This is a genomic window from Desulfofundulus thermobenzoicus, assembly GCF_009428905.1.
GTDB lineage: Bacteria > Bacillota > Desulfotomaculia > Desulfotomaculales > Desulfovirgulaceae > Desulfofundulus_A > Desulfofundulus_A thermobenzoicus.
The window spans coordinates 45,270-65,641 of record NZ_WHYR01000018.1 but is presented as its reverse complement, the minus strand read 5'-3'; the positions used below and the strand labels follow the sequence as shown (position 1 = coordinate 65,641).

Annotated in this window: 22 protein-coding genes; 21 read left to right on the top strand and 1 reads right to left on the bottom strand. The window is 54.6% G+C overall.

Annotated elements, in window-relative coordinates; translation table 11 throughout:
- Positions 1–586, bottom strand: a 586-nt coding sequence (locus GFC01_RS08370; RefSeq protein ID WP_341473843.1) for a helix-turn-helix domain-containing protein, incomplete at its 3' end; no start/stop codon positions are given.
- 266 nt (positions 587–852) lie between these two features.
- On the opposite strand from GFC01_RS08370, the gene GFC01_RS08365 reads away from it, so the two are divergent.
- From GFC01_RS08365 to GFC01_RS08280, 21 genes are all read left to right on the top strand, one after another.
- A complete protein-coding gene (locus tag GFC01_RS08365) occupies positions 853–1,887 on the top strand; it encodes a glycosyltransferase family 2 protein (protein WP_152946176.1) in 1,035 nt (344 codons plus the stop codon).
- Positions 1,884–3,029: a glycosyltransferase family 4 protein gene (locus GFC01_RS08360; protein WP_152946175.1), complete on the top strand. Its 1,146-nt coding sequence runs from the start codon at positions 1,884–1,886 to the stop codon at positions 3,027–3,029. Before GFC01_RS08365 ends, GFC01_RS08360 begins: the two co-directional genes overlap by 4 nt.
- Positions 3,026–3,310 carry a class I SAM-dependent methyltransferase gene (locus GFC01_RS08355; protein WP_152946174.1) on the top strand — a complete coding sequence of 95 codons (285 nt, stop codon included), beginning with the start codon at positions 3,026–3,028 and terminating at the stop codon, positions 3,308–3,310. Before GFC01_RS08360 ends, GFC01_RS08355 begins: the two co-directional genes overlap by 4 nt.
- Positions 3,252–3,548 (top strand): hypothetical protein, encoded by a 297-nt coding sequence (locus GFC01_RS18760; RefSeq protein WP_194174875.1) that lies wholly within the window; start codon positions 3,252–3,254, stop codon positions 3,546–3,548. Before GFC01_RS08355 ends, GFC01_RS18760 begins: the two co-directional genes overlap by 59 nt.
- On the top strand, positions 3,548–4,504 hold the full coding sequence (locus GFC01_RS08350; RefSeq protein ID WP_243137370.1) for a glycosyltransferase family 2 protein: 957 nt from the start codon (positions 3,548–3,550) through the stop codon (positions 4,502–4,504). Before GFC01_RS18760 ends, GFC01_RS08350 begins: the two co-directional genes overlap by 1 nt.
- Positions 4,505–4,536: 32 nt before the next feature.
- Positions 4,537–5,640, top strand: coding sequence for a glycosyltransferase (locus GFC01_RS08345; RefSeq protein WP_194174874.1), 1,104 nt, complete (start codon positions 4,537–4,539; stop codon positions 5,638–5,640).
- Positions 5,637–6,779, top strand: a complete 1,143-nt coding sequence (locus GFC01_RS08340) for a glycosyltransferase (protein WP_152946171.1) — start codon at positions 5,637–5,639, stop codon at positions 6,777–6,779. The genes GFC01_RS08345 and GFC01_RS08340 overlap by 4 nt, the downstream gene beginning before the upstream one ends.
- A gap of 31 nt (positions 6,780–6,810) precedes the next feature.
- Positions 6,811–7,791, top strand: a complete 981-nt coding sequence (gene gmd / locus GFC01_RS08335) for a GDP-mannose 4,6-dehydratase (protein ID WP_152946170.1) — start codon at positions 6,811–6,813, stop codon at positions 7,789–7,791.
- Positions 7,792–7,794: 3 nt separating this feature from the next.
- Positions 7,795–8,745: a GDP-mannose 4,6-dehydratase gene (locus GFC01_RS08330; protein ID WP_152946169.1), complete on the top strand. Its 951-nt coding sequence runs from the start codon at positions 7,795–7,797 to the stop codon at positions 8,743–8,745.
- Positions 8,746–9,094: 349 nt separating this feature from the next.
- Positions 9,095–9,229 carry a hypothetical protein gene (locus tag GFC01_RS19735; protein ID WP_279233449.1) on the top strand — a complete coding sequence of 45 codons (135 nt, stop codon included), beginning with the start codon at positions 9,095–9,097 and terminating at the stop codon, positions 9,227–9,229.
- Positions 9,230–9,298: 69 nt separating this feature from the next.
- Positions 9,299–11,233, top strand: a complete 1,935-nt coding sequence (locus GFC01_RS08325; protein WP_152946168.1) for an SIR2 family protein — start codon at positions 9,299–9,301, stop codon at positions 11,231–11,233.
- Positions 11,211–11,846, top strand: coding sequence for a hypothetical protein (locus GFC01_RS08320; RefSeq protein WP_194174873.1), 636 nt, complete (start codon positions 11,211–11,213; stop codon positions 11,844–11,846). Before GFC01_RS08325 ends, GFC01_RS08320 begins: the two co-directional genes overlap by 23 nt.
- A complete protein-coding gene (locus tag GFC01_RS08315) occupies positions 11,836–14,097 on the top strand; it encodes an AAA family ATPase (protein WP_194174872.1) in 2,262 nt (753 codons plus the stop codon). Before GFC01_RS08320 ends, GFC01_RS08315 begins: the two co-directional genes overlap by 11 nt.
- Positions 14,098–14,204: 107 nt before the next feature.
- Positions 14,205–14,864 carry a lipid II flippase MurJ gene (locus GFC01_RS19730; RefSeq protein ID WP_279233448.1) on the top strand — a complete coding sequence of 220 codons (660 nt, stop codon included), beginning with the start codon at positions 14,205–14,207 and terminating at the stop codon, positions 14,862–14,864.
- 5 nt (positions 14,865–14,869) lie between these two features.
- On the top strand, positions 14,870–15,625 hold the full coding sequence (murJ, locus tag GFC01_RS19725) for a murein biosynthesis integral membrane protein MurJ (RefSeq protein ID WP_279233447.1): 756 nt from the start codon (positions 14,870–14,872) through the stop codon (positions 15,623–15,625).
- A gap of 25 nt (positions 15,626–15,650) precedes the next feature.
- The gene (locus tag GFC01_RS08305) at positions 15,651–15,938 is read left to right on the top strand and encodes a VanZ family protein (RefSeq protein ID WP_152946165.1); all 288 of its coding nucleotides are present in this window, start codon (positions 15,651–15,653) and stop codon (positions 15,936–15,938) included.
- Positions 15,939–16,077: 139 nt separating this feature from the next.
- On the top strand, positions 16,078–17,469 hold the full coding sequence (locus GFC01_RS08300) for an HD domain-containing protein (RefSeq protein WP_152946164.1): 1,392 nt from the start codon (positions 16,078–16,080) through the stop codon (positions 17,467–17,469).
- Positions 17,469–18,014, top strand: a complete 546-nt coding sequence (locus tag GFC01_RS08295; protein ID WP_073167008.1) for a hypothetical protein — start codon at positions 17,469–17,471, stop codon at positions 18,012–18,014. The genes GFC01_RS08300 and GFC01_RS08295 overlap by 1 nt, the downstream gene beginning before the upstream one ends.
- Before the next feature lie 61 nt (positions 18,015–18,075).
- The gene (locus tag GFC01_RS08290; RefSeq protein ID WP_152946163.1) at positions 18,076–18,279 is read left to right on the top strand and encodes a hypothetical protein; all 204 of its coding nucleotides are present in this window, start codon (positions 18,076–18,078) and stop codon (positions 18,277–18,279) included.
- A 39-nt stretch (positions 18,280–18,318) separates the two neighbouring features.
- Positions 18,319–19,329 (top strand): Rpn family recombination-promoting nuclease/putative transposase, encoded by a 1,011-nt coding sequence (locus tag GFC01_RS08285; RefSeq protein ID WP_152946162.1) that lies wholly within the window; start codon positions 18,319–18,321, stop codon positions 19,327–19,329.
- A 48-nt stretch (positions 19,330–19,377) separates the two neighbouring features.
- Positions 19,378–20,328 carry a VanZ family protein gene (locus GFC01_RS08280; protein ID WP_152946161.1) on the top strand — a complete coding sequence of 317 codons (951 nt, stop codon included), beginning with the start codon at positions 19,378–19,380 and terminating at the stop codon, positions 20,326–20,328.
- Positions 20,329–20,372 lie beyond the last annotated feature (44 nt).

Sequence of the window (20,372 nt, the reverse complement as noted above, 5' to 3'; positions counted from 1 at the left end):
TATCGGTGTAGAGCCGTGCCCAGCCATAGCTGCTGGCGCAGTCCACTCCGACCTGGACGTATACTTTTCCGATCCCGGCCAGGCGGCCGATAAGCTTTCCGTCCTGGCTCATGAGGTAGCCTGGTACGGGGGCATGCACGTGTCGGTGCTGGCTGGCCTTTTTGTCTAACTCCCAGGCCGTTTTCTCCTGGGGAGGCTGCAGGGAGTCAATCCATTTCAGGCGTTCGCGCCTGGTATTGAGGCCGTTTCGTCTAAGCACCCCGTATACGGCGGTTTCGCTGACTTTAATGCCGTCTTTTCTCAGTTCGGCGCTGATTCTTTTCGGGCCGTAAGCAGGGTGATCCTGGACGAAAGCCAGAATAGCTTCTTCAACATCCGGTGGAGTTTGGTTTGGCCTGATGCCGGGGACCCGTTCTTTATAGTAGAGACCGGCTTCCCCCTGTTCCTTGTACCTTTCCAAGAACTTGTAGAAGGTGGTGTGAGACATCTGGCATTTGCTGGCTATTTCTCTGCGCGTATAAATTTTTCCCTGGTCGAGCTTCATGGCTTGCTTTCTGCAGCGTAATGCGGTAGGATGAGTATACACAGCTGTTCCCCCTTATTTTGTTAATGTGACAATTACCATTATAAGGGGAACAGTGTGTGTACTCAACCATCTGGGGCAAGCCCGGATGGTTGATTTGTTTCCCAGTCAATTCCAATCCGTCAACCCATATCCAACTTAGCACAGGGCGCGGGTTTTAAACCTCGCTTTAAATGCCATTACCTTCGGTCTTCTTGAGCGGTTCTTCACCGCTTCGTACTTGGTAAAGGCCCGGCGAACCTAACGAGATGAAACGGGGGATTTGAGGCTTGGCACATCAGCCGCTGGTTTCGGTTATTGTCGTAAATTATAACGGGCGCCACCTGCTGGATGCCTGCCTGGGGTCCCTTGCCGCCCAAACTTACTCCCACCGGGAAATAATCCTGGTGGATAACGGTTCCAGTGACGGCAGTGCGGCCTATGTGGCGGAGAGGTTTCCGGAAGCCGTGGTGGTGCGGTCTGAACAGAATTTCGGCTTTGCCGGGGGCAACAACCTGGGAGCGTACCACGCCCGGGGGGAGTTCGTCGCGCTCCTCAACAATGACGGCGTGGCGGCGCCGGACTGGCTAGAGCGGATGATCCAGGCTTTTGACGAACCCCGTGTGGCAGTGGCAATGGCCAAAGTCTACACCGAAGGGACTCCGGCCGAGTATTACGAGAAGAACGGCACCATCAATTTCCTCGGCTACAATATCATGAGGGTTTTTGATGAGCCATGGAAGACCTTCTTCGCCTCCGGCTGCGCGCTGATGTACCGGCGGGAGGCGGTGGGCGAGGCGCCTTTCGATGAGGATTACTTCCTGTACGCGGAGGATCTCTATCTGAGCTGGCGGATGTGGCTGAAAGGGTACGAGGTAATCCAGGTACCGGAGGCGGTGGTCTACCACAAAGGATCCGCTACAGCCAAAAAGCACCCGGACACCCTTTACTACCAGATGCGCAACCGGCTTTTAAACTGCCTTTTGTTTTACGAAGGCCGTACATTGCTGAAGATAGTACCGTACCTTATCTTTTATCTGACGGCAGAGGCCCTCCTTTGCTTGCGGGCCAACCCAAAAGGTCTTGTTCGCTTATTGGAGGCGTATCTCTATCCGATGAGGCACTGGCGGGCCATGTTGACCAAAAGAAGAGCGGTGCAGGCGGAGCGAGTGGTCGGGGATGAGGATATCCTGGCTATGATGAGCTGCAAACTGGTCAACGGCAGCGGCTTCTTGGCCCGCTGGCTCAACGGGCTGAGCCGTCTTTACTGCCGGTTTATCGGCCTGCGCACAGTAGAAGTTTTAAAGGAGGCTGCCATTTCTTGAGAATTGCGGTTGACGCGCGTTGCGCGGCGGATCGGGGCAGGACCGGGACGCACACCTACGTCCTTAACCTCCTGGCCCATATGGTTCGCCTGAGCAAAGAAACGGGGAAGGCGGGATTTGATTTTCTATGCTATACCTCCGAGCCTCCCTGCGCGGACGTGGTAAAACTTTGCGGCAAGGAAGGCCGCGCCTTTATCACCCTCCCTTTTCCCTGGCGGAGGAACCGGTTGTGGGTGGATCTCCGTCTCTTGCCGCGGCTCCTTCGGGACCGGCCACATATTCTTTTTCTTCATCACCTGGCACCGCTTTTACTAACACCCTTTCCCGTCGTGACCACTGTTTTCGACCTGGCCTTCCTTCACTTCCCGGATCATTTTCCCCGCCGGTCGCGCTTTACACTGAAGCGGAATACGGCCCACGCCGTGCGCCGGGCGGAGCGCGTGATCACCATCAGCGAGGCCACCAAGCGCGACCTTTTGGAAATCTACGGTATCCCGCCGGAGAAAGTGAGCGTCACTTATCCGGGGGTTGACCAATACCATTTTAAGCCCTGCGTCGATTCTGGGACCTTTGAATCGGTGCGGCAGCGGTACAGGCTGCCGGAGCATTTCTTTCTCTACGTGGGTGCGCTTCAGCCGCGCAAAAACCTGATACGCCTGCTAACCGCTTATACCACGGCCAGGAGCAGGGGCATCGAATGGCCGCTGGTGGTGGCCGGGCCGCGGGCCTGGCTTTACGAGGATATCGTAGCTGCACTTGATGCCACGCCGGGGGTGCGCTATCTCGATTATGTCCCGTTTGCGGACCTGCCTGTGCTGTACAGTCTGGCGGGGGCCTTCGTCTATATACCCCTCTATGAAGGTTTCGGCCTGCCTGTGCTGGAGGCCATGGCCTGCGGCACCCCGGTTATTACATCCAGCGTCTCTTCCCTGCCTGAAGTGGCCGGTGATGCGGCGGTGCTGGTGGACCCGTACGATACCGAGGCGATCGCCACGGCGTTGCAGCGGATGGCGGAAGACGAAGAACTGCAGCGAGCGCTCCGGGAAAAGGGTCTGGCCCGCGCCAGAGAATTCTCCTGGGAGCGCTGCGCCCGGGAAACTCTCGGTGTGTTCGAAGAAGTGGTTAAGGGGGTGCGGCATTGAAGATCCTCGACCTCGGTTGCGGTCCGAACAAGCTTCCTGGTGCCATAGGGGTCGACATCCGGCCGGGGCCAGTGGTGGACGTGGTACACGACCTCAACGTTTATCCCTGGCCCTTTGCGGATAACGAGTTCGACCTGGTTTACGCCAGCCATGTCCTGGAGCACCTCGACGACGTGGTCCGGGCGGTAGAGGAGATCCACCGGATCACCAAGCCGGGGGGGGGTGAAGGTGCTGGTGCCCCACTTCTCCAGCAGCGATTTCTTCACCGACCCAGCGCATAAGCACGCCTTTTCTTCCCGGTCCTTCGATTACTTTGTGGCGGGGACCGAGTTGTACCGTCTGAACTACTCGCGCGCCAGGTTTTTGAAAAGGCGCGTCCAGTTAGGCTTTCCCTCACGGAACCCGCTCAAGAACGTGGTTTTGCGGTTCATCAACCGTTACCCCGAGTGGTACGAGAAGCGGTTGGCCTTCATTTTACCGGTTGGCTCAATCCTCTTCGAGCTGGAGGTAGTAAAGTGATGCCGGAATCCCCGCGGGTGATCCCACCCGAAATAGACGTTATCATCGTGACTTACAACGCAGCCAGGTACATAGAAGCCTGTCTGGAGTCGCTGCTCGCCCGCAACCGCCGCTACTCCTATAGGATCACCGTGGTGGATAACGCCTCTACCGACGGCACCCCCGATCTTATTACCACCAAATTTCCCTCGGTTAAACTCCGCCGGAGCGTGGAGAACCTGGGCTTTGCCTGCGCCAACAACCTGGCCGCCGCAGATAGCCAGGGGGAATATGTAGTTTTTCTTAACCCGGACACGGAGGTAAAAGAGGGTGCGCTCGACCGGCTGATCGACTTTCTGGAGGCCCATCCGGATGCGGGAGCAGTGGGGCCAAAGCTTCTGAACGGCGACGGTTCACCACAGCTTACCGGTAACACCTTTCCCTCGCTGCGTAATCTATTCTTTGAAACGCTTTTCCTGGACCGGCTTTTTCCGCGCAGCAGGATCTTCGGAGACCATAAGCTTTCCTGGTGGAACAGACAAGAGGCGTCCCCGGTGGACTGGGTGATGGGGGCTTGTCTGGCTGTGCGACGGGAGGTAGGAGTGAAGCTGGGCTGGTTTGACACACGCTTCTACATGTATTTCGAAGAGACTGACCTTTACCGTCGGATCTGGGATGCCGGCTACAAGGTGTATTACGTGCCGCAGGCGGAAGTGATTCACTTCGGTGGTATCGGGCCAAAGGCGTATTCCGGGCAAAAGGTCTTGTGGTGGCACCAAAGCCTCTTTTACTATTTCCGAAAGCACCACCCCGGAAAGCTCATTCTTCTGCGTCCTTTAATCTTTTTCCGCTCCCTTCTGCGTAGCGGCCTGTGGCTTCTGCTGACGGTGCGCTACGGCGGTTTCGCCTGGGAGAAGGCCCGTGGATATCTCAAAACGTTTCCACTGGTCTGGTCCAAGGGTTGGTGTTCAGGATGAAGGTTACGATGATCGCAGGAAGTATTCCCGAGATGCCTTGTGGTGTTGGGGACTACACCTACCGGCTGGTGGAGGCGCTCTTGCAGGTAGAGGAAGGGGTCAGGGTCGACGTGATCACTAGTGCCGATAGCCGGATCAGCATACCCGCTGGTTCCAGGCTTGCGATTCACCAGGTAAGCACCTGGAGCGTGCGGGGGCTCTTTCCATTGATGCGGTTGATCTCCCGGACCGGCCCGGACGTGGTGCACATCCAGTACCCTACGAAGGGATACGGCACCGGGCTGGCGCCCAACCTCTTCCCACTGTTCTGGCGTTTCTACCGGCCAAGGGTGCCGGTGGTGGTCACCCTGCATGAGTTTACCATCGCCCACCCGCTCCGGAAATTGAGCACCGTCTTTCTTATCCTCGCTTCCCGCCGGCTGGTCGTCTGCGACCCACGGGAGGAACGCGCCCTGCGCCGCTTCCGGTGGCCGCGCGGCGGCCCCGAGCTGATCCCTCTAGGCGCAAACGTCCCCGTGCGGTTTGAATACCACACTCAGGTTCGTGTGCGTGATTGCCTAAAGCTCTGCCACTTTGGGTTTTTGGACAAGTCCAAAGAAGGCCATCTTCTCGTTGAAGTGCTATATAGCCTGCACAGAGAAGGTTTGCCCGCTGAGCTCCTCTTTATCGGTGGAATAAAGCCTGAAGAGGAAGCCCGACTGAAGGCGCTGGGGGAAGAGAAGGACGTGGCGGACATTGTAAGCTTTACCGGCTTCTGCCCCCCGGACGTGATCTCCCGGGAACTGGCCCGGGCCGACATAGGGCTTTTCCCCTTCAAAGACGGGGTCTCCTTGCGGCGGACAAGCTTCATTGCCGCCATGCAGCATGGGTTGGCGGTGGTAACTACCCGGGCCGGGGGTTACCTGCCGCCGGGCCTGCAGGACGGAGAGAATGTCCTTCTGGTCCCTGCTGGAGATCGGGAAGCCTTCTTGCAAGCGGTACGACAGCTCGCCTTTGACCCTGAGTTGCGTCTGCGACTAGGCACCAACGCCAGGCATTGGGGCGCGGCATTCACCTGGGAAGCCATCGCCCGGCAGCACCTTGCGCTCTATCATCAACTTGTGGGTGTCCAGTTGGAGAGGGATATGACGAAATGAACCTTGTCCTCGTTCACGACTGGGTGATAACCATCGGCGGGGCCGAAAGATGCCTGGAAGTGTTTCATGAGCTCTGGCCCCAGGCGCCGCTCTACACGCTGGTTTACGCAGAAGAAAGCGTGCGGCGGCTGGGCTTTGAGCCGGCCCAGGTGCATGCGTCATTCTTGCAGCGTTTCCCCAGGGCGCAGAAGTGGTACCGCAAATATTTGCCCTTTTACCCGCTGGCCATAGAGCAGGTTGACCTTTCGGGTTATGACGTGATCCTCTCCAGCAGTCACGCGGCGGCCAAGGGGGTGCTGGTGCGCTCCGACCAGCTCCACATTTGCTACTGCCATACGCCGGTGCGCTATGCCTGGGACCTCACCCACCGCTACCTGAAGGAAAACGGCCTGGAGAGGGGCTTGAAGTCGTTCCTGGCGAGATCTATCTTACACTATATACGCCTCTGGGATGCGCTGGCGGCCAGCCGGGTGGACCACTTTATCGCCAACTCCCGCTACACTGCCCGACGCGTCTGGCGGTGCTATCGGCGGGAGGCCACGGTCATTTACCCGCCGGTTGAGGTGGATCGGTTCCGGGTAAATGAGAAGAAAGAGAATTTCTTTCTCTTTGTCTCCAGGCTTGTGCCGTACAAGAAAGCGGACCTGGTGGTGGCGGCATTTAACAGGCTGGGCCTGCCCCTTGTGGTGGTGGGAGACGGGCCGCAGTTCGAGGCGTGCCGGAAGGTGGCGGGGAAGAATGTAGAATTTCTCGGGTACCAGAATGATGCAGCCGTGGCGGACTTAATGGCCCGGACGCGTGCGCTGGTCTTTGCAGCCGAGGAGGACTTCGGCATCGTGCCCGTAGAGGCCCAGGCCTGCGGCACGCCGGTCATCGCTTACGGTAAAGGCGGGGTGGAGGATACGGTGGTGTCCGCAACCGGGGATAACTGGGAGGTAGCCACCGGGATTTTCTTTCATGAGCAAAGCGTGGAAGCGCTTGAGACCGCAGTGAGGCAGTTTCTGGACTGGGAAGGCCTATTCCGGCCGGTAGTCATGCGCCGCAACGCGGAGCGTTTCGGATGGGAGAGGTTTAAAAAAGAAATTGCGACGTTTGTGTTCGAAAAATGGGTAGAATTCTCTGCCGGGAAAAAAGTATGAGAAATACATCCGAAAGGGAGTGGGGTGTTCATTGAAGAAGTCTTTGATAACCGGCATTACCGGCCAGGACGGCGCTTATCTGGCACAATTTCTTCTGAAAAAAGGTTACCGGGTTTATGGCGCTTTTCGCCGTTCCAGCACGGTCAATCTGGAGCGACTCGCGTACCTGGGTATTAAGGAGCAAGTAGAGCTGGTTCCACTTGATCTTCTGGATTTGGGAAGCATCATCCGCGTGTTGGAGAATGTGCAACCGGATGAGGTTTATAATCTGGCAGCGCAGAGCTTTGTGGCCGTGTCGTTCGATCAGCCGGTGGCCACTGGCCGGATCACCGGCCTGGGGGCGGTAAATGTTCTGGAAGCAATCCGAATTGTTAACCCGAAGATAAAATTTTACCAGGCCTCCTCCAGCGAGATGTTCGGCAAAGTTCAAAATGTGCCTCAGAACGAGCAAACCCCCTTTTACCCCCGCAGCCCCTATGCAGCGGCCAAGGTCTACGCTCACTGGATGACGGTGAACTACCGCGAGGCATACGGCATATTTGCCTGCTCCGGCATTCTGTTTAACCACGAATCGCCACTGCGCGGTTTGGAGTTTGTGACGCGCAAGATTACCGATGGTGTGGCCCGCATCAAGTACGGCCTGGCTAAAGAACTGCGCCTGGGAAACCTGGAGGCCCGGCGGGACTGGGGCTGCGCGGAGGATTATGTGGAGGCCTTGTGGCTCATGCTTCAGCAGCCGCAACCCGACGATTATGTCATTGCTACGGGAGAGGCTCACTCGGTGCGCGAGTTTGCGGCGCGCTCCTTTGCCTGCGTGGGGCTCAACTGGGAGGATTACGTGGTAGTAGACCCGCAGTTTATGCGGCCCGCGGACGTGGAACTGCTGGTGGGAGACGCTTCCAAGGCCAGGCACGTCCTGGGCTGGAAACCCAAAACGACCTTTGAGCAACTGGTGGAGATGATGGTGGAAGCGGATTTAAGGCGCGTTCGCGACTCTCTGGGAGTGCGGTAGAAAATGCGTATTCTCATAACTGGCGCAGGCGGGTTTGTAGGATACCATTTGGCGGCATGTCTTCGGTCCCGTGGGCACATCGTTTATGCCGGGGTGCGTCGTACTAAGCCGGAGTTTCCCCCGGGAGTTCAACCAGTTCAACTGGATGTCCTGAATAGCGATATATTGCAGGATATAGTGAGCTTTATACGTCCCGAGGCCGTGGTGCACTTGGCGGCGCAAAGCATGGTCTCCGTGTCGTGGCGCGAGCCGGCGCAGACTTTTGCCATAAACGTTCTTGGTACCATCAACCTGGTAGAAGCAATAGCTCAAACGGTACCTGAATGTAAAATTATCACGGTCGGTTCCGGAGAAGAGTACGGCCTTACGGCAACGGAGGGAAGCCTGCTTACTGAGGACCACCCCTGTCGACCTTACAATCCTTACGCTTTGAGCAAGTTTGCCATGGGGCAGGTGGCCTTGCAGATCGCGCGTCGGCACGGGCTGCGCGTGATCCATGTACGTCCCTTCAATCACTTCGGGCCCGGGCAGCAGGAGGGATATGTGGTCAGTGACTTTGCTGCGCAGATTGCCCGCATCAAAGCAGGCCTGCAGCAGCCGGTCCTGCGGGTGGGAGATCTTTCACCCTGCCGGGACTTCATTGACGTGCGGGACGTGGTAGAGGCCTATGCGGCCCTGCTGGAGTACGGAATGGAAGGAGAGATTTACAACGTATGCTCGGGAGTGGCCCGGTCCATACGGGAGGTTCTTGATCTGCTTTTGGAAGAAGCTCGGGTGCCGGTTAAAGTTGAAATTGACCCTGCCCGGATTAGACCCGCTGAGATTCCGGTTTTTGTGGGGTCCGCGGACAAGTTATCTGGGGCTACAGGATGGCGTCCACAAAGAGATTTTGCCGTCAGCCTCCGGGAAACGTTGGATTGGTGGCGGCGGAAGACCCAGGAGGGGCCAAAATAACCGGAAATAATTGGTTAGGCGGGGGAAAGACTTTTTCGGTTATGGAGAGGGGAAGCGCGGTGGAAACTGCCCAGAAATGACTTATTGACCTGGGAAGGCCGTTTCCGGCCGGAGGTGCTGCGCCGCAATGCGAAGCGCTTCAGCCGGGAGCGGTTTAAAATGAAAGTTACAGCTTTTGCCCGAGAGAAGTGGGAAGAATTTCAGAAGGAAGGCAGGAAGGATATTTGAAAGCCCTCGTGCAATCTGGAGGCAAGGGGAGGCGGCTTAGGCCCCTTACCATACCCCTACCAAACAGCTTATCCCAATTATAAACAAGCCCATCATTTTCTTCGTCTTCGAGCAGGTCCGCGTGGCGGATATAGAGCATGCGGGCATAATGATTTCTCCGGAAGTAACCGGTGTCACGGCGGACGCTATGGCAGCCATGGTGCACAGCAAAATCCTGGGCTTCAGGCGGGAGTCTGCACCGGCTGCCGTCGCATGAGAAATACTGGGCTGACTAACAGGCGAGGAGGGTGGAAAGCCGGGGGCTCTAAACCCGGCGTGATAAAGCATGGTTGCGTCAAGGGACCCCAAGCCTATCTTTGAGCGGTTGATCGGGCGATTGCTTGATGGAATGGTCGTGCCGTTTATTGGGGCAGGCGTTTCCATCGACGCAAAACATCGCGGGGGTATTTCCGGCCTGACAAAAACGAATTGCATGTGCAAGCGCGTCTTGCTTGCGCTCTTCGATAAAAAATGCCATGCAAGAGAGGGAGACCATTGCGCTTCGTGTGTGGTGCGCAAGGAGATCGAAAGTTATCCTATAAAAGAAATATCTTTTGATAAAGCCTGCGAATTGTGGGAGTGGTCCTGTCCGGGTGACCGGGGTGGTGGGACCAGTCGGAGATGCGAGCTTATCCGTGAGATTCTGAAAGTTCCTGAATTTGCAAACGTGGAGCCGGCAGATGCTCATTACTACCTTGCCTTTCTTGCACGTGAAGGGCTCATCGATGAAGTGATCACCACGAATTACGACACCTGTATCGAAGAAGCTTACTGCAATACTTTTGGGTTTAGTAACGCCCCGGGAGGCGACGATTCTCCCGCGGTGGTCATAAGAGACCTGGCAGAATACCGGGCCAACGGTGGCAAAAGGTTTACAGAAGGGAAGGACAAGCGTCGGTGCCTCAAAGTTTACAAGATTAACGGATGCGCAAGCATGCTGCGTACGAAGTGTATGAATGAGTGTCGAGATTACTGTAAAAATATTCTTTTGACGGAAAGGGATCTGCAAGATTGGGGCAAAAGGGGTTGGGCCCGGGATCTTTTCCGCGACCGGCTGCGTTCACGTGCCCTGCTGTTTTCCGGTTTCGGCAGTGATGAGCCGCAGGTGCGCCATACGGCCCTGCAGGTGTGTGAGGAATTTGCTTCGGAAGAACGTGACACCGCAACAAACCGTTCGCGTAACTCTGACACAATATGGGAAAAACCTAATGCACCGTTTATAGTTGCATATGTGAATACCCTTTCTTTTAGCCAGGCCCAGATAATGCGGGCTTATGCCCCTTACGAAGATGTTTCGTTAAGCCCCGAGAAAACAAATTCGAATGTGTTTCTCGGTTCCGACGTGCATTTTTTTGATGCCGGAGGCTCGTCAGGTGAGCAGCAACTGCCGGCCAACCTATTCTGGAAGCGCCTTTTCCAGGCCGCCTTTTGGCGGCTCTTGCGCAGGGCCTGCGGGCGTGAAAGCGCCATTGTGTCCTTTTTCCTGCTGGTGTTGCCCTGTGCTTTTGCATTATTGAACGAAGCCCTGGATTGGTTTATTTACCGGAATGGAGAGGAGTGTATTTTCGGTCGTTTTCCAGAAATGCTTGACCTGGCGGAAGACAAGGGAAGGATGATTCCTCTGGCCCGGTGGGTCGAGCGCGTGCGTACAATCCGGCCTGAAATTGTTCGCGGCTTGTATCACCCCCTGGTGGACCGCCCCGTGCTTATCCCGACTGTTCTCCTGTTAGTCTATTTAATAATTGGTAATAATGACCAGAAATCCGACATTTCTTGGGAAGAACTGAGGGCGAAGATCAATGTCGACGATAGTCCTTTAGGACTCTCCATTGACGGGTGCCAAACGTTTGGCGATGCTGGGGTCAGGTTATACATAGCCCACCGGAACGTTGCAGAGCAGTTGCCAAAACAGGTTGAGTGGCATGGATACAAGGAAATGACCGTGGCCATCCAGATAGTGATCAACCCCTGGCGCGCTAGAACGAGCAGGGTAAATTTAGTAGACGGGAAGGGTAATAAAGTCAAGGTGGTTACGGTTCGCCAGATTTCGATTCTTGAACTTTTTGGGTATGCGACCAGTGTTCCGGAGGCTATAAAGAGGTTCCACGAGAGGCTCCGTACAACTTTTCTCTTAATCGATCCCGGACGGGCCAGGTTGCACCACCGTTCAAAACTATTGCGTTCCGGGGGTGATGATGATGGAAGATATGAATTTAAATGAATGGGTTCTCGATGTCGACCTGGAATCGCTAATGAATTATACAGAATGTAAGGATTCTAACCTGAACATACATAAAATTTACCTGTCAGATGTTGCGATGGCTGTTCACGTTTCCTGCAGGAACGGAGTTTCTGGGAGCAGCAACACAAAGGAGCACCTGGGACGGCTCCTGCGCTTTTTGGCCGGATGTGCCGGTGAGGTAGGCTTCGTGGTTCCTATACTTTGTGTGATTGATGCTCGCGATGGAAAAAAGACAAATGAAAAAACAGTATATGAACAATGGTCTGCCGACCAGGACTGGCATCGCGGCGACTTTTCCATCATCGTTATAAAAGACGCTCAGACTCCGGAGGATACGATCCGGAAAATGCTGGGTGGAGTGGCGACAGCGTGGCCATCAATTGAACTGGAGCCCCACGACCTCGGTGCTATTATCAACAGTTTTGAAAGTGAACGGCGGTCACAGCAGGTATCGGATAATTACGCGAGTCTTTTGGCCGCCATGGCAGTGGCTTTGCGTGAGGAAAGCGGTGCCCCCATTAGCAAGTGGCTGGATGAGCGGATAAGTGATGTGCGGCGGATTATGGCGGGGAGTGATATTAATGGATCATAGGCATGTATTTCGCGTAAAATCGCTGAAAATTTGCCGGTTCAGGGGGTTTGTGAACAGCGATCCGGTCACACTTGATACCGATGCCGATGTTGTACTGCTCGCAGGCCCTAATGGATTCGGCAAGACCAGCCTCATTGATGCGCTCTGCCTGTTATTGAACGGCCATTATTACGAAGAAAGACGTCCGCTGGTTTCTTGCACGGCTGCCGGCGGCAACGGCCTTAATTATGCTCAAATAGAGGCTATTGTAGAATGCAACGGTTCTGAAAACGATAGGAGGAGGTTGGTTACTGTTCGCGACAACCAGAAGGGTCCCCCTGATATTTCGCCCCCGGACAGCTTCTGTCCCCACCACGATATGCCTAAAGAGCTGGCCGCCCGCTGCAGCTTTTATTACCAGGATCTCTTAAGCAAGCTGTTTGAAGAAGAAGGTGCGCAGGTTCGCCTTCTGGAATTTCTTCGGCCCCTGCCGAAACCGGTGACAGTGGTTCTTGATGCTGTAAAAAGGGCACGGGTGCAGTGGAAAGATATGGTATTAAGTGTACTGGGCGACCTGGCCAGTGAAGAGGGTTTGCCGGCCGAAAGCACGATCAACGAGGAGAGAAAGCGGGCTGCGGCTGCTTTCAGGGACGCCTGGAATGAGCTGGTAGAGATAGCGGGTGCGGAAGGAGATATCAAACTACCTGGAAGGTCCGGGGACTGGCTGTTTCTGATTAATTCGGATAACCTGCGCTCCGGATGGGCAGGCGAACTCAGAAACCTGGCGGCGGACTGTTTGGCCTTGCTTTTGCCTGATCGGAAGCAGTCCGCCCCGGACGAGAAACCGCCTGGTTCCTTGCGTCTCATTGAAGAATCACTTTTTGAGCTGCGGCGCAAAGTAATAGACCGAATAAGCGGGGCTGAAGAGAAGCTTCGCTCATTACTAGAGGACCTTCCCGATGATACCATGCTTCTGCCGCCTCACGCCTGGCCGGCAGAAGAAAAGGATATAGCTGCGGCGTTGGAAAAGGCCACTGAGTTGGAAGCTCAAGTTTTACTTCTTGAAAATTTGGAGCGTCACTTTGGCAACCCCGGTGGCCCCGATCTGCTGGCAATTTTGGTCGCGTTGCGGGACAGGGGTGGAGATTGGCTTAAAGTGCCGGATGCCGCCCCTGATTTCAGCCCTCCTCCCCCCGTCATCGCATGGCTGCGTGAGGCCGTATCGCATGATCTGGCCGGGTTGGCGGACCAGTTCGAGAAATGGCAGGCGCATGTTAAAGAAAGACGTATTGAGCTTCTGGAGCAACTGCTTGGTATGCGAAAAACGGTCCACAACAGAAAGGTGTTTCTGGAAAAGTGCAAGCAGATTTACGGATTGATGCAGCAGGTTTTACGGTTCAATCCTCATTTTAAAGTTTTAATAGATGCCGGTTCACCGATTTCTCTCCCGGAGTTGAAAAAAATCCTGGGGGATACGGGAGCGAAAGACCATCTTCTCACGGCCGTTGAGCGCGTACGGGAGGCAGTATCGGAGTGGATACGGATAGAGGAACTGGATGAAAAGAGGAAGGCTGCTTTACAGCAGAGAGCTGGTTACATGCGGGCCCAGGAGACGATAAATTCGGTTGCTAGAGCCCTGGAGGAAGAAGCCGGAAAAAATTCGATATTGAACTCGGCAATTCTACCACCGGATGATGTAATCAAAAAATTGGAACAAACAGTAGATGAGATTTTAAATCGTTTTCGCCTCGTGGACGGTATTTGCCCCGTTCACTTTAAAATAAAGAAGGATAGGAGGGTGAAGACGGGATCGCCTTTAGAGGTTTACACGGATGACAACCGTCCGCTGGGCGCCTTATCTACGGGTCAGAGGGCTCAGCTGGGCCTGGCCATGATCCTTGGGCTCAATTATTCGCTTAACAGGTATATAGGCCATAGCATTATAGCCCTGGATGACGTAACCACAGCTTTTGACATGGCGCAGTTGCCGCGGACTGCCGCGCTCATCAGGCAGATTGCGTATGCGAGCGGTGAGGAGTTTGGTCGGCAGGTCTTTATCGTCAGCCACCATGAAGATCTCACCAACCGTCTCCTTGACTTCCTTATACCCCCTGAGGGTAAAAAAATGCGAATTTTAAATTTTAGCGATTGGACTCCAAATAACGGGCCGGTGATTGAGCAAAGGGAAGTTATTCCGGGTCTGGAGGCTTCTGAAAGTAATAGGAAGAAGTTTGTGGAAACCCTCAAATCCATTTGTCTGGCGGGTTATTAATTTTAGTAATCAGAGCAGGTGCGAAAGGATGAGACGTTCTAATACCAATTGCCAGAGCCACGGCGGTGATTGCCGTTTTTACTTTGCTTTCTAAAGTACTGGGGTTTATGCGCGAAATGGCTCTGGCCTGCGTCTTCGGGGCCAGCGCGGCCACCGACGCCTACCTGGTGGCTTACACCGTGCCAAACGTGATTTTTACCGTGCTGGGCGGGGCGCTGACCGTGACGGCGGTGCCCCTGTTTGCTTCCTATGTTTCGGCGGGTAAGAAGGACGAGGCCTGGCGGCTTTTTGCCGTCTTTTCCACTTTGTTAAGCGCGGTCCTCCTGGCGGTGGTGCTGGCCGGTGTGCCCCTAGCGCGGCAGATCGTGTGGCTGGTGGCCCAGGGCCTGCCGGAAGGCACGGCCCGGCTGGCGGCGGCCTTGCTGGCGGTCATGCTGCCGGGCGTGCTGTTTCTGTCCCTGGGCAACCTTTTCTACGGCCTTTTAAACGCCAATAACATCTTCGGGCCCCCGGCCCTGGGTCCGGTGGTCACCAATGTATTTATCATTGCTTTCATTCTGGCCGGCCTGAGGTTTGGCATTGTTGCCGTGTCCGTTGGGACCCTGCTGGGTAATATTGCCGCCATGGTCCTGCAGTTGCCTTACCTGAGGCGGGCGGGTTTTCCCTTTCGACCCGTGCTGGAGCTCCACCACCCCGGCCTGAAGCAGGCCTTTGGCCTGATGTTCCCGGTGATGATTGGTACGGGGATTGGCTGCCCCGGGGGGTGATTGTGATGGCCCTGGGCACGGCTATTTTTCCTGCGCTGTCGAATAAGGCCGCTTCCGGGGACGGTACCGGTTTTAGCCACACCCTGCTGCGGGCGGTGAAAACGGTTTTGCTTGTCGCCCTGCCTGCGGGTGTGGGCCTGGCCGTACTGCGGGAGCCGGTGGTGAGACTGCTTTTTATGCGCGGGGCCTTTGACGAAAACGACGTGGCCATGACCGTTTTCACCCTTTTGTGCTTCTCTTTCGGCCTGGCGGGGCAGTGCCTGGGGCCGGTGCTCACGCGGGGCTTTTACGCCCTGCAGGATACGGCCACGCCGGTGAAGGTGGGGGTATGTACGGTGGGGTTGAACCTGGTTTTCAGCCTGCTGCTCATCCGGCCCCTGGCCCACGGCGGGCTGGCCCTGGCCAATTCCCTGGCGGCCACTTTTAACGTGGTGGTGCTGTTTTATTTGCTGGCGCGTAAAGTTCCCGGCTTCGGTGTAAAAAATGCCCTTTCCTTTGCTGCCGGCGCGGCCGTAGCTTCTCTTCTGGCAGGAGGCGCGGCGGCGTTCGTGGACGGGTACCTGGCCGGTGTGCCGGCGGGAGGTACCGTGGTGCTGGCCCTGAGGCTGGTTATGGATGCCCTGGCCGGGCTGCTGGTATTCGCCGGGGTCTGCCGGTTCCTTAGGCTGGACGAGTACCTGTACCTGGAGGGTGTCCTCCGGCGGGCCTTTTTGCTCGGGATGAGCTTTATCCGCGCGAGACCGTCGTACCGGTCCAGGTAGGAAAGCTTTTGGGGGTACGTGTTGATTGTTTTTCCAGGACAACCGCCGCGCCCCGGCGGATTTCATCCAGTTCTGGCTGCGCAAGGGGGCGCATGTGATAATTTACGGAGCACTTGGTCTCTCGTTGGCCGCCGCCCTGGGCGGTACTGGTTCTGGCGGCCGGCGGCGCTGGATGCTGGCCGGGGTAATCGTGGCTCTGGTGGCCGCCCTGGACGAGTGGCACCAGACCTTTGTTCCCGGCCGCACCGGCCGGGCGGTTGACGTGCTGGTGGACCTGGCGGGGTTTGTGGTTTTGGCCTTTTTGTCTGGCTAATTGGTCACCGCGCCAAATCTACCGGCTATAGTTTTCGGTCAGATATATAAAAAATTTTCTTCATGGCAGGAAATAAAACATATATTCACCAATATAATACCAGGGCGGCTTTGTAATAGTTTCATGGGGGGTGCTGCTGTTGCGGATAAGGGACCCCATTCATGGGATGATTGAACTTAATTCAGGGGAAGCTGCGATTATAAAAGAGGAAGCCTTTCAGCGATTGCGGCGCATTCGCCAGTTGGCCCTGACATCATTAGTATACCCTGGCGCAACACATACCCGCTTTGAACACAGCCTGGGAGTCATGCACCTGGCGTCCAGGGTAATGGATTCTTTGTATAAACGGCCGTTTCTACGGAAACGCTTCCCGGAAGACGAGTTTAAAAGGTTACGGCAGTTGGTCCGGCTTGCCGCCCTTCTGCATGATGTTGGACACGCTCCTTTTTCCCATGGTGGCGAAGGAGTTTTCCCAACGGGTTTAAAACATGAGCATTATTCGATTGCCATTATCCGCAAGTACTTTGCTCCCATTATTAATAAATATTTCCCAGAGATCAAGGTTGAGGAGATTGTAACCCTGTTAGATAAGGGATACTTAGGGTCGGACCTGGTTTTTCTTGGTAAGATAATTGATGGGGAAATGGATGCCGATAAGCTGGATTATCTCTTGCGGGATTCTTATTATTGCGGTGTCCGTTATGGAAAATATGATCTGGAAAGGATTTTAGATACGGTAACCTTTGTACCGGTTAGGGAAACTCTTTCTTCTAATGAATTTGAAGGTGAAGGAGGTTCCGGAACGGGTTTTTGGCTGTTGGGGGTAGATTCCGATGGAATTCAAGCCGTAGAAGAGCTTATCTTTGCCCGTTACTGGATGTTTATCCAGGTCTATTTTCATAAAACCAGACGAATTTACGATTACTATTTAACCGCATTTTTAAAGGATTTTCTCCATCAGAGATTTCCACAAAATGGAGGATGCCTGCCTGACCTGGATCACCTGGAAGATTACATTAACCTTGATGATTGTACTGTTTTGGATGCGATTAAGGAAATGCGGCAGTCTAACGAATGGGCCAGGCGGATTTATGAACGGGATCACCTTTCTGAAGCTTTTGTTACTCTGCCCCATCATAGCGGGCTCGCTAGTTATTTGATAGTTGAGGAGTTAAAAGAGCGTTTTACCGCACGGTATGGCAATGATCCAACCCTTGCATTTGTTGACGACAGAGCGAGAAAATTACCTACAAACCCCTTTTTCGGTTTAAAAAAGGAAGAAGAGGGTGGCGAGGATGGCAAGGAAAAGGAAACCTTTGCCAGTATAATAGTGCAGGATAAGCATAACCTCGAAAAGTGCCATTCAATATTTGAACTGTCACTGCCTCTGGAACTCTTATCCCAAAGAAATATAAATATTGTTCGCTTTTACGTAACGCGGGAAAAGAAAAGTGAGGCTGCCAGCTGGTGTAATGAACAATTTACTCAAATTCAATCTAAGGTTAAAAAAATTGAGAAGGGGTGGATCTGATGGAACTCGAAGCACTTATTGCCTGTTTGGTCGATGAAATGCCGGTGAGGGGGAAAAAAGCCCTACAAAAGTTAGTCTACTTCTGTGCTGAGGCTGGTGTTCCTGTGCGTACCAATTTCCGCTTATATATTTACGGACCCTACAGCAACGAGGTAGCCGAAGAGCTGGGAGAGGTTATTGGGCGTGAAATTGTAAAAGTAGGCGACGACGGATACAGCTTTTATAAAGGGCTTACTTGCGATAAAATTCTTTGCAAACACCAGGAACAAATCAGGGCCAACATGGACAAGATCCGGCGTGTTCTGAATACGTTCCGCAATTTTTCACCCACATTGCTTGAACTATATGCAACTGTCCATTTTATTGCCACTGCCTTAAAAGAAGCCTATGACAATGTATCTAAAGAAAGAATAATTGGGGAAGTTTATAATGCGAAGGCAGGGAAGTTTACAACTGAACAGATCGAGCGAGCTCATGATGATCTGGTAAAATGGGGTTGGCTTGAGGAAGGCGAAGTATGCCCGGGGGAAGCATTTCAGCATTAAACTCGGTCTCCAGACTCATTTTTCTGCCCCGGGGCGTAATAGTCATGGCCCTGGGACTTTTGTGCCCGGCCGCACCGGCCGGGCATTGGACGTGCTGGTGGACCTGGCGGGGTTTGTGGTTATGGCTTTCTTACCCGAAACCCACCTCATTCCCCTGGTGTTGCAGGCGGCCCTGGGGCTGCGCCCGAAAGTGATCATTTTCGGCGAGCGGGGCTACTCGGTTAATCAGGCAACGGCATGCTTCTTGAAACCCTTCTGGACCTGATGTAAACTGTAACCAGAAAGAACATGAGGAGACGGCTCGATGACTGAAAATCAGGTCGACCATGACCGCCTGTTTAAAGAATTGCTGGAAACATTTTTTGCCGAATTCATGGAGTTGTTCTTTCCGGAAGCCGCCCGATCCATAGACCTGACCCAGATCAGGTTTCTCCAGCAGGAAATCTTCACCGATGTTACAGCCGGTGACAGGCACAAAGTGGACATTCTGGTGGAAACCAGTCTCAAGGGCCAACCCGGATTGATTCTGGTACACATTGAACCACAATCGTATGTGCAAAAGAATTTTAACGAGCGGATGTTTGTTTACTTCAGCCGGTTATACGAGAAGTACCGGCGGAAGATATTACCGGTGGCCGTGTTCGGCTACGACCGGATACGGGATGAACCGGACAGTTTCGGGATTACCTTTCCCTTTCTGGATGTCCTGAATTTCCGGTTTTACAAGCTGGAGTTGAAAAAACTTGATTGGCGGGAGTACATACATAGTGATAATCCGGTAGCCGCGGCGCTGTTGAGCAAAATGGGCTTCAGGCCGGAAGAAAGGGTGCGCGTAAAGCTGGAGTTCCTGCGCATGCTGGCCCGGATGAAACTGGACCCGGCGCGGATGGAGCTGCTGGCCGTCTTTTTCGAGACCTACCTGAAGCTGAACCGCGAGGAAGAAGAACAACTTTACCGGGAATTGGGTAAAATGGACAAAAAGGAGGTTGACGCCATTATGCAAATAACCACCAGCTGGTATGAAAAAGGCCGTGTCGAAGGCCGTGCGGAAGGCCGTGCGGAAGGCCGTGCGGAAGGCCGTGCGGAAGGCCGTGCCGAAGGCCGTGTGGAAGGAAAGATTGAAGCCAAGCGGGAGGTCATATGCAAATACCTGGCCCGCAGGTTCGGAGTTGATTCTGCCAGTGTGCAGGACAAAGTGCAGCAACTGACCGACATGGATGCGCTGGACCGGGTACTGGAGCAGCTGTTTGCCGCCAACTCCCTGGAAGAAGCCCGGAACATCATATGGGAGGAACTGAGCAGGTTCACTCAGTGAGTGTATCTTGAAAAATTATATTCCCCAGGGCAGGCAGGTTCCTGGTCAGTGGAAATAACAGGTCGGGTGTTGCAGGTGTCATTTAAAGTTCAAAAACACTGGTGGCGGTGGCTGCTGGTTGGGGTCTGCCTGCTGGCTATCGCTTATTTTTCCGGCCAGTCCTTTGCCGAGCAGGACCTGCGGCCGGAAATTCGGCGGCACCCCCGTATGGTTGAAAAGGTGCGGGAACTGCCGCCGGTAAGCTTTTCCTACAGCGGCCAGCCGGTGGACAACCGCCGTGCCCCGGCGGATTTCATCCAGTTCTGGCTGCGCAAGGGGGCGCATGTGGTAATTTACGGCGCGCTGGGTCTGTCATTGGCCGCCGCCCTGGACGGTGCCGGTTCTGGCGGCCGGCGGCGCTGGATGCTGGCCGGGGTAATCGTGATTCTGGTGGGTGCCCTGGACGAGTGGCACCAGACTTTTGTTCCCGGCCGCACCGGCCGGGCGGTGGACGTGCTGGTGGACCTGGCGGGGTTTGTGGTTTTGGTCTTTTTCTTTTCTTTGTTTGTACGGTTCAGGGAAAAATCTTTTGCATCACAGGAAATTCGTACTGTTGACAGGGGGTCGGCATTTGTGTCATTGTTTGGTGAGAGGCTGGCATTTTTGCGCCAGCAAAAGGGGCTTTCCCAGGCGGAGCTTGCCCGCCTGCTGGGTGTGGGGCAGAGCACCATAGCCATGTACGAAAAAAATAAGCGTTTGCCGGATTATCAGTTTTTGATACGCCTGGCGAATTTTTTCGGTGTGTCCACAGACTATCTTCTGGGACGTGTTGACCAACCACACTTTAGTGGGGACGAAAAGGTAATGGATGTAAAACTGCACGCGGTGGCTATCGACCCCCTGTTTGCCGGCCTTCTGAGGCGGGTTTCAGACCTTACCGAAGAAAAAAAGCAGACCCTGGCTGAGTACTGGGAATTGGCCCTGGAATACGTGAAAAGCAAGAAAAAAAGCAAAAACTAAGGCGCAGGGGAGGCTTTTATGCGTGTTCTGGTTACCTTGGCAAA

Coding starts and splice junctions, on each gene's coding strand:
- GFC01_RS08315 (WP_194174872.1), top strand. CDS start 11,836: ATGGATCATAGGCATGTATTTCGCGTAAAATCGCTGAAAATTTGCCGG.
- GFC01_RS08285 (WP_152946162.1), top strand. CDS start 18,319: ATGACTGAAAATCAGGTCGACCATGACCGCCTGTTTAAAGAATTGCTG.
- GFC01_RS08330 (WP_152946169.1), top strand. CDS start 7,795: ATGCGTATTCTCATAACTGGCGCAGGCGGGTTTGTAGGATACCATTTG.
- GFC01_RS08340 (WP_152946171.1), top strand. CDS start 5,637: ATGAACCTTGTCCTCGTTCACGACTGGGTGATAACCATCGGCGGGGCC.
- GFC01_RS08350 (WP_243137370.1), top strand. CDS start 3,548: ATGCCGGAATCCCCGCGGGTGATCCCACCCGAAATAGACGTTATCATC.
- GFC01_RS19730 (WP_279233448.1), top strand. CDS start 14,205: ATGCGCGAAATGGCTCTGGCCTGCGTCTTCGGGGCCAGCGCGGCCACC.
- GFC01_RS08345 (WP_194174874.1), top strand. CDS start 4,537: ATGCCTTGTGGTGTTGGGGACTACACCTACCGGCTGGTGGAGGCGCTC.
- murJ (WP_279233447.1), top strand. CDS start 14,870: ATGGCCCTGGGCACGGCTATTTTTCCTGCGCTGTCGAATAAGGCCGCT.
- GFC01_RS08295 (WP_073167008.1), top strand. CDS start 17,469: ATGGAACTCGAAGCACTTATTGCCTGTTTGGTCGATGAAATGCCGGTG.
- GFC01_RS08320 (WP_194174873.1), top strand. CDS start 11,211: ATGGAAGATATGAATTTAAATGAATGGGTTCTCGATGTCGACCTGGAA.
- GFC01_RS08325 (WP_152946168.1), top strand. CDS start 9,299: ATGGTTGCGTCAAGGGACCCCAAGCCTATCTTTGAGCGGTTGATCGGG.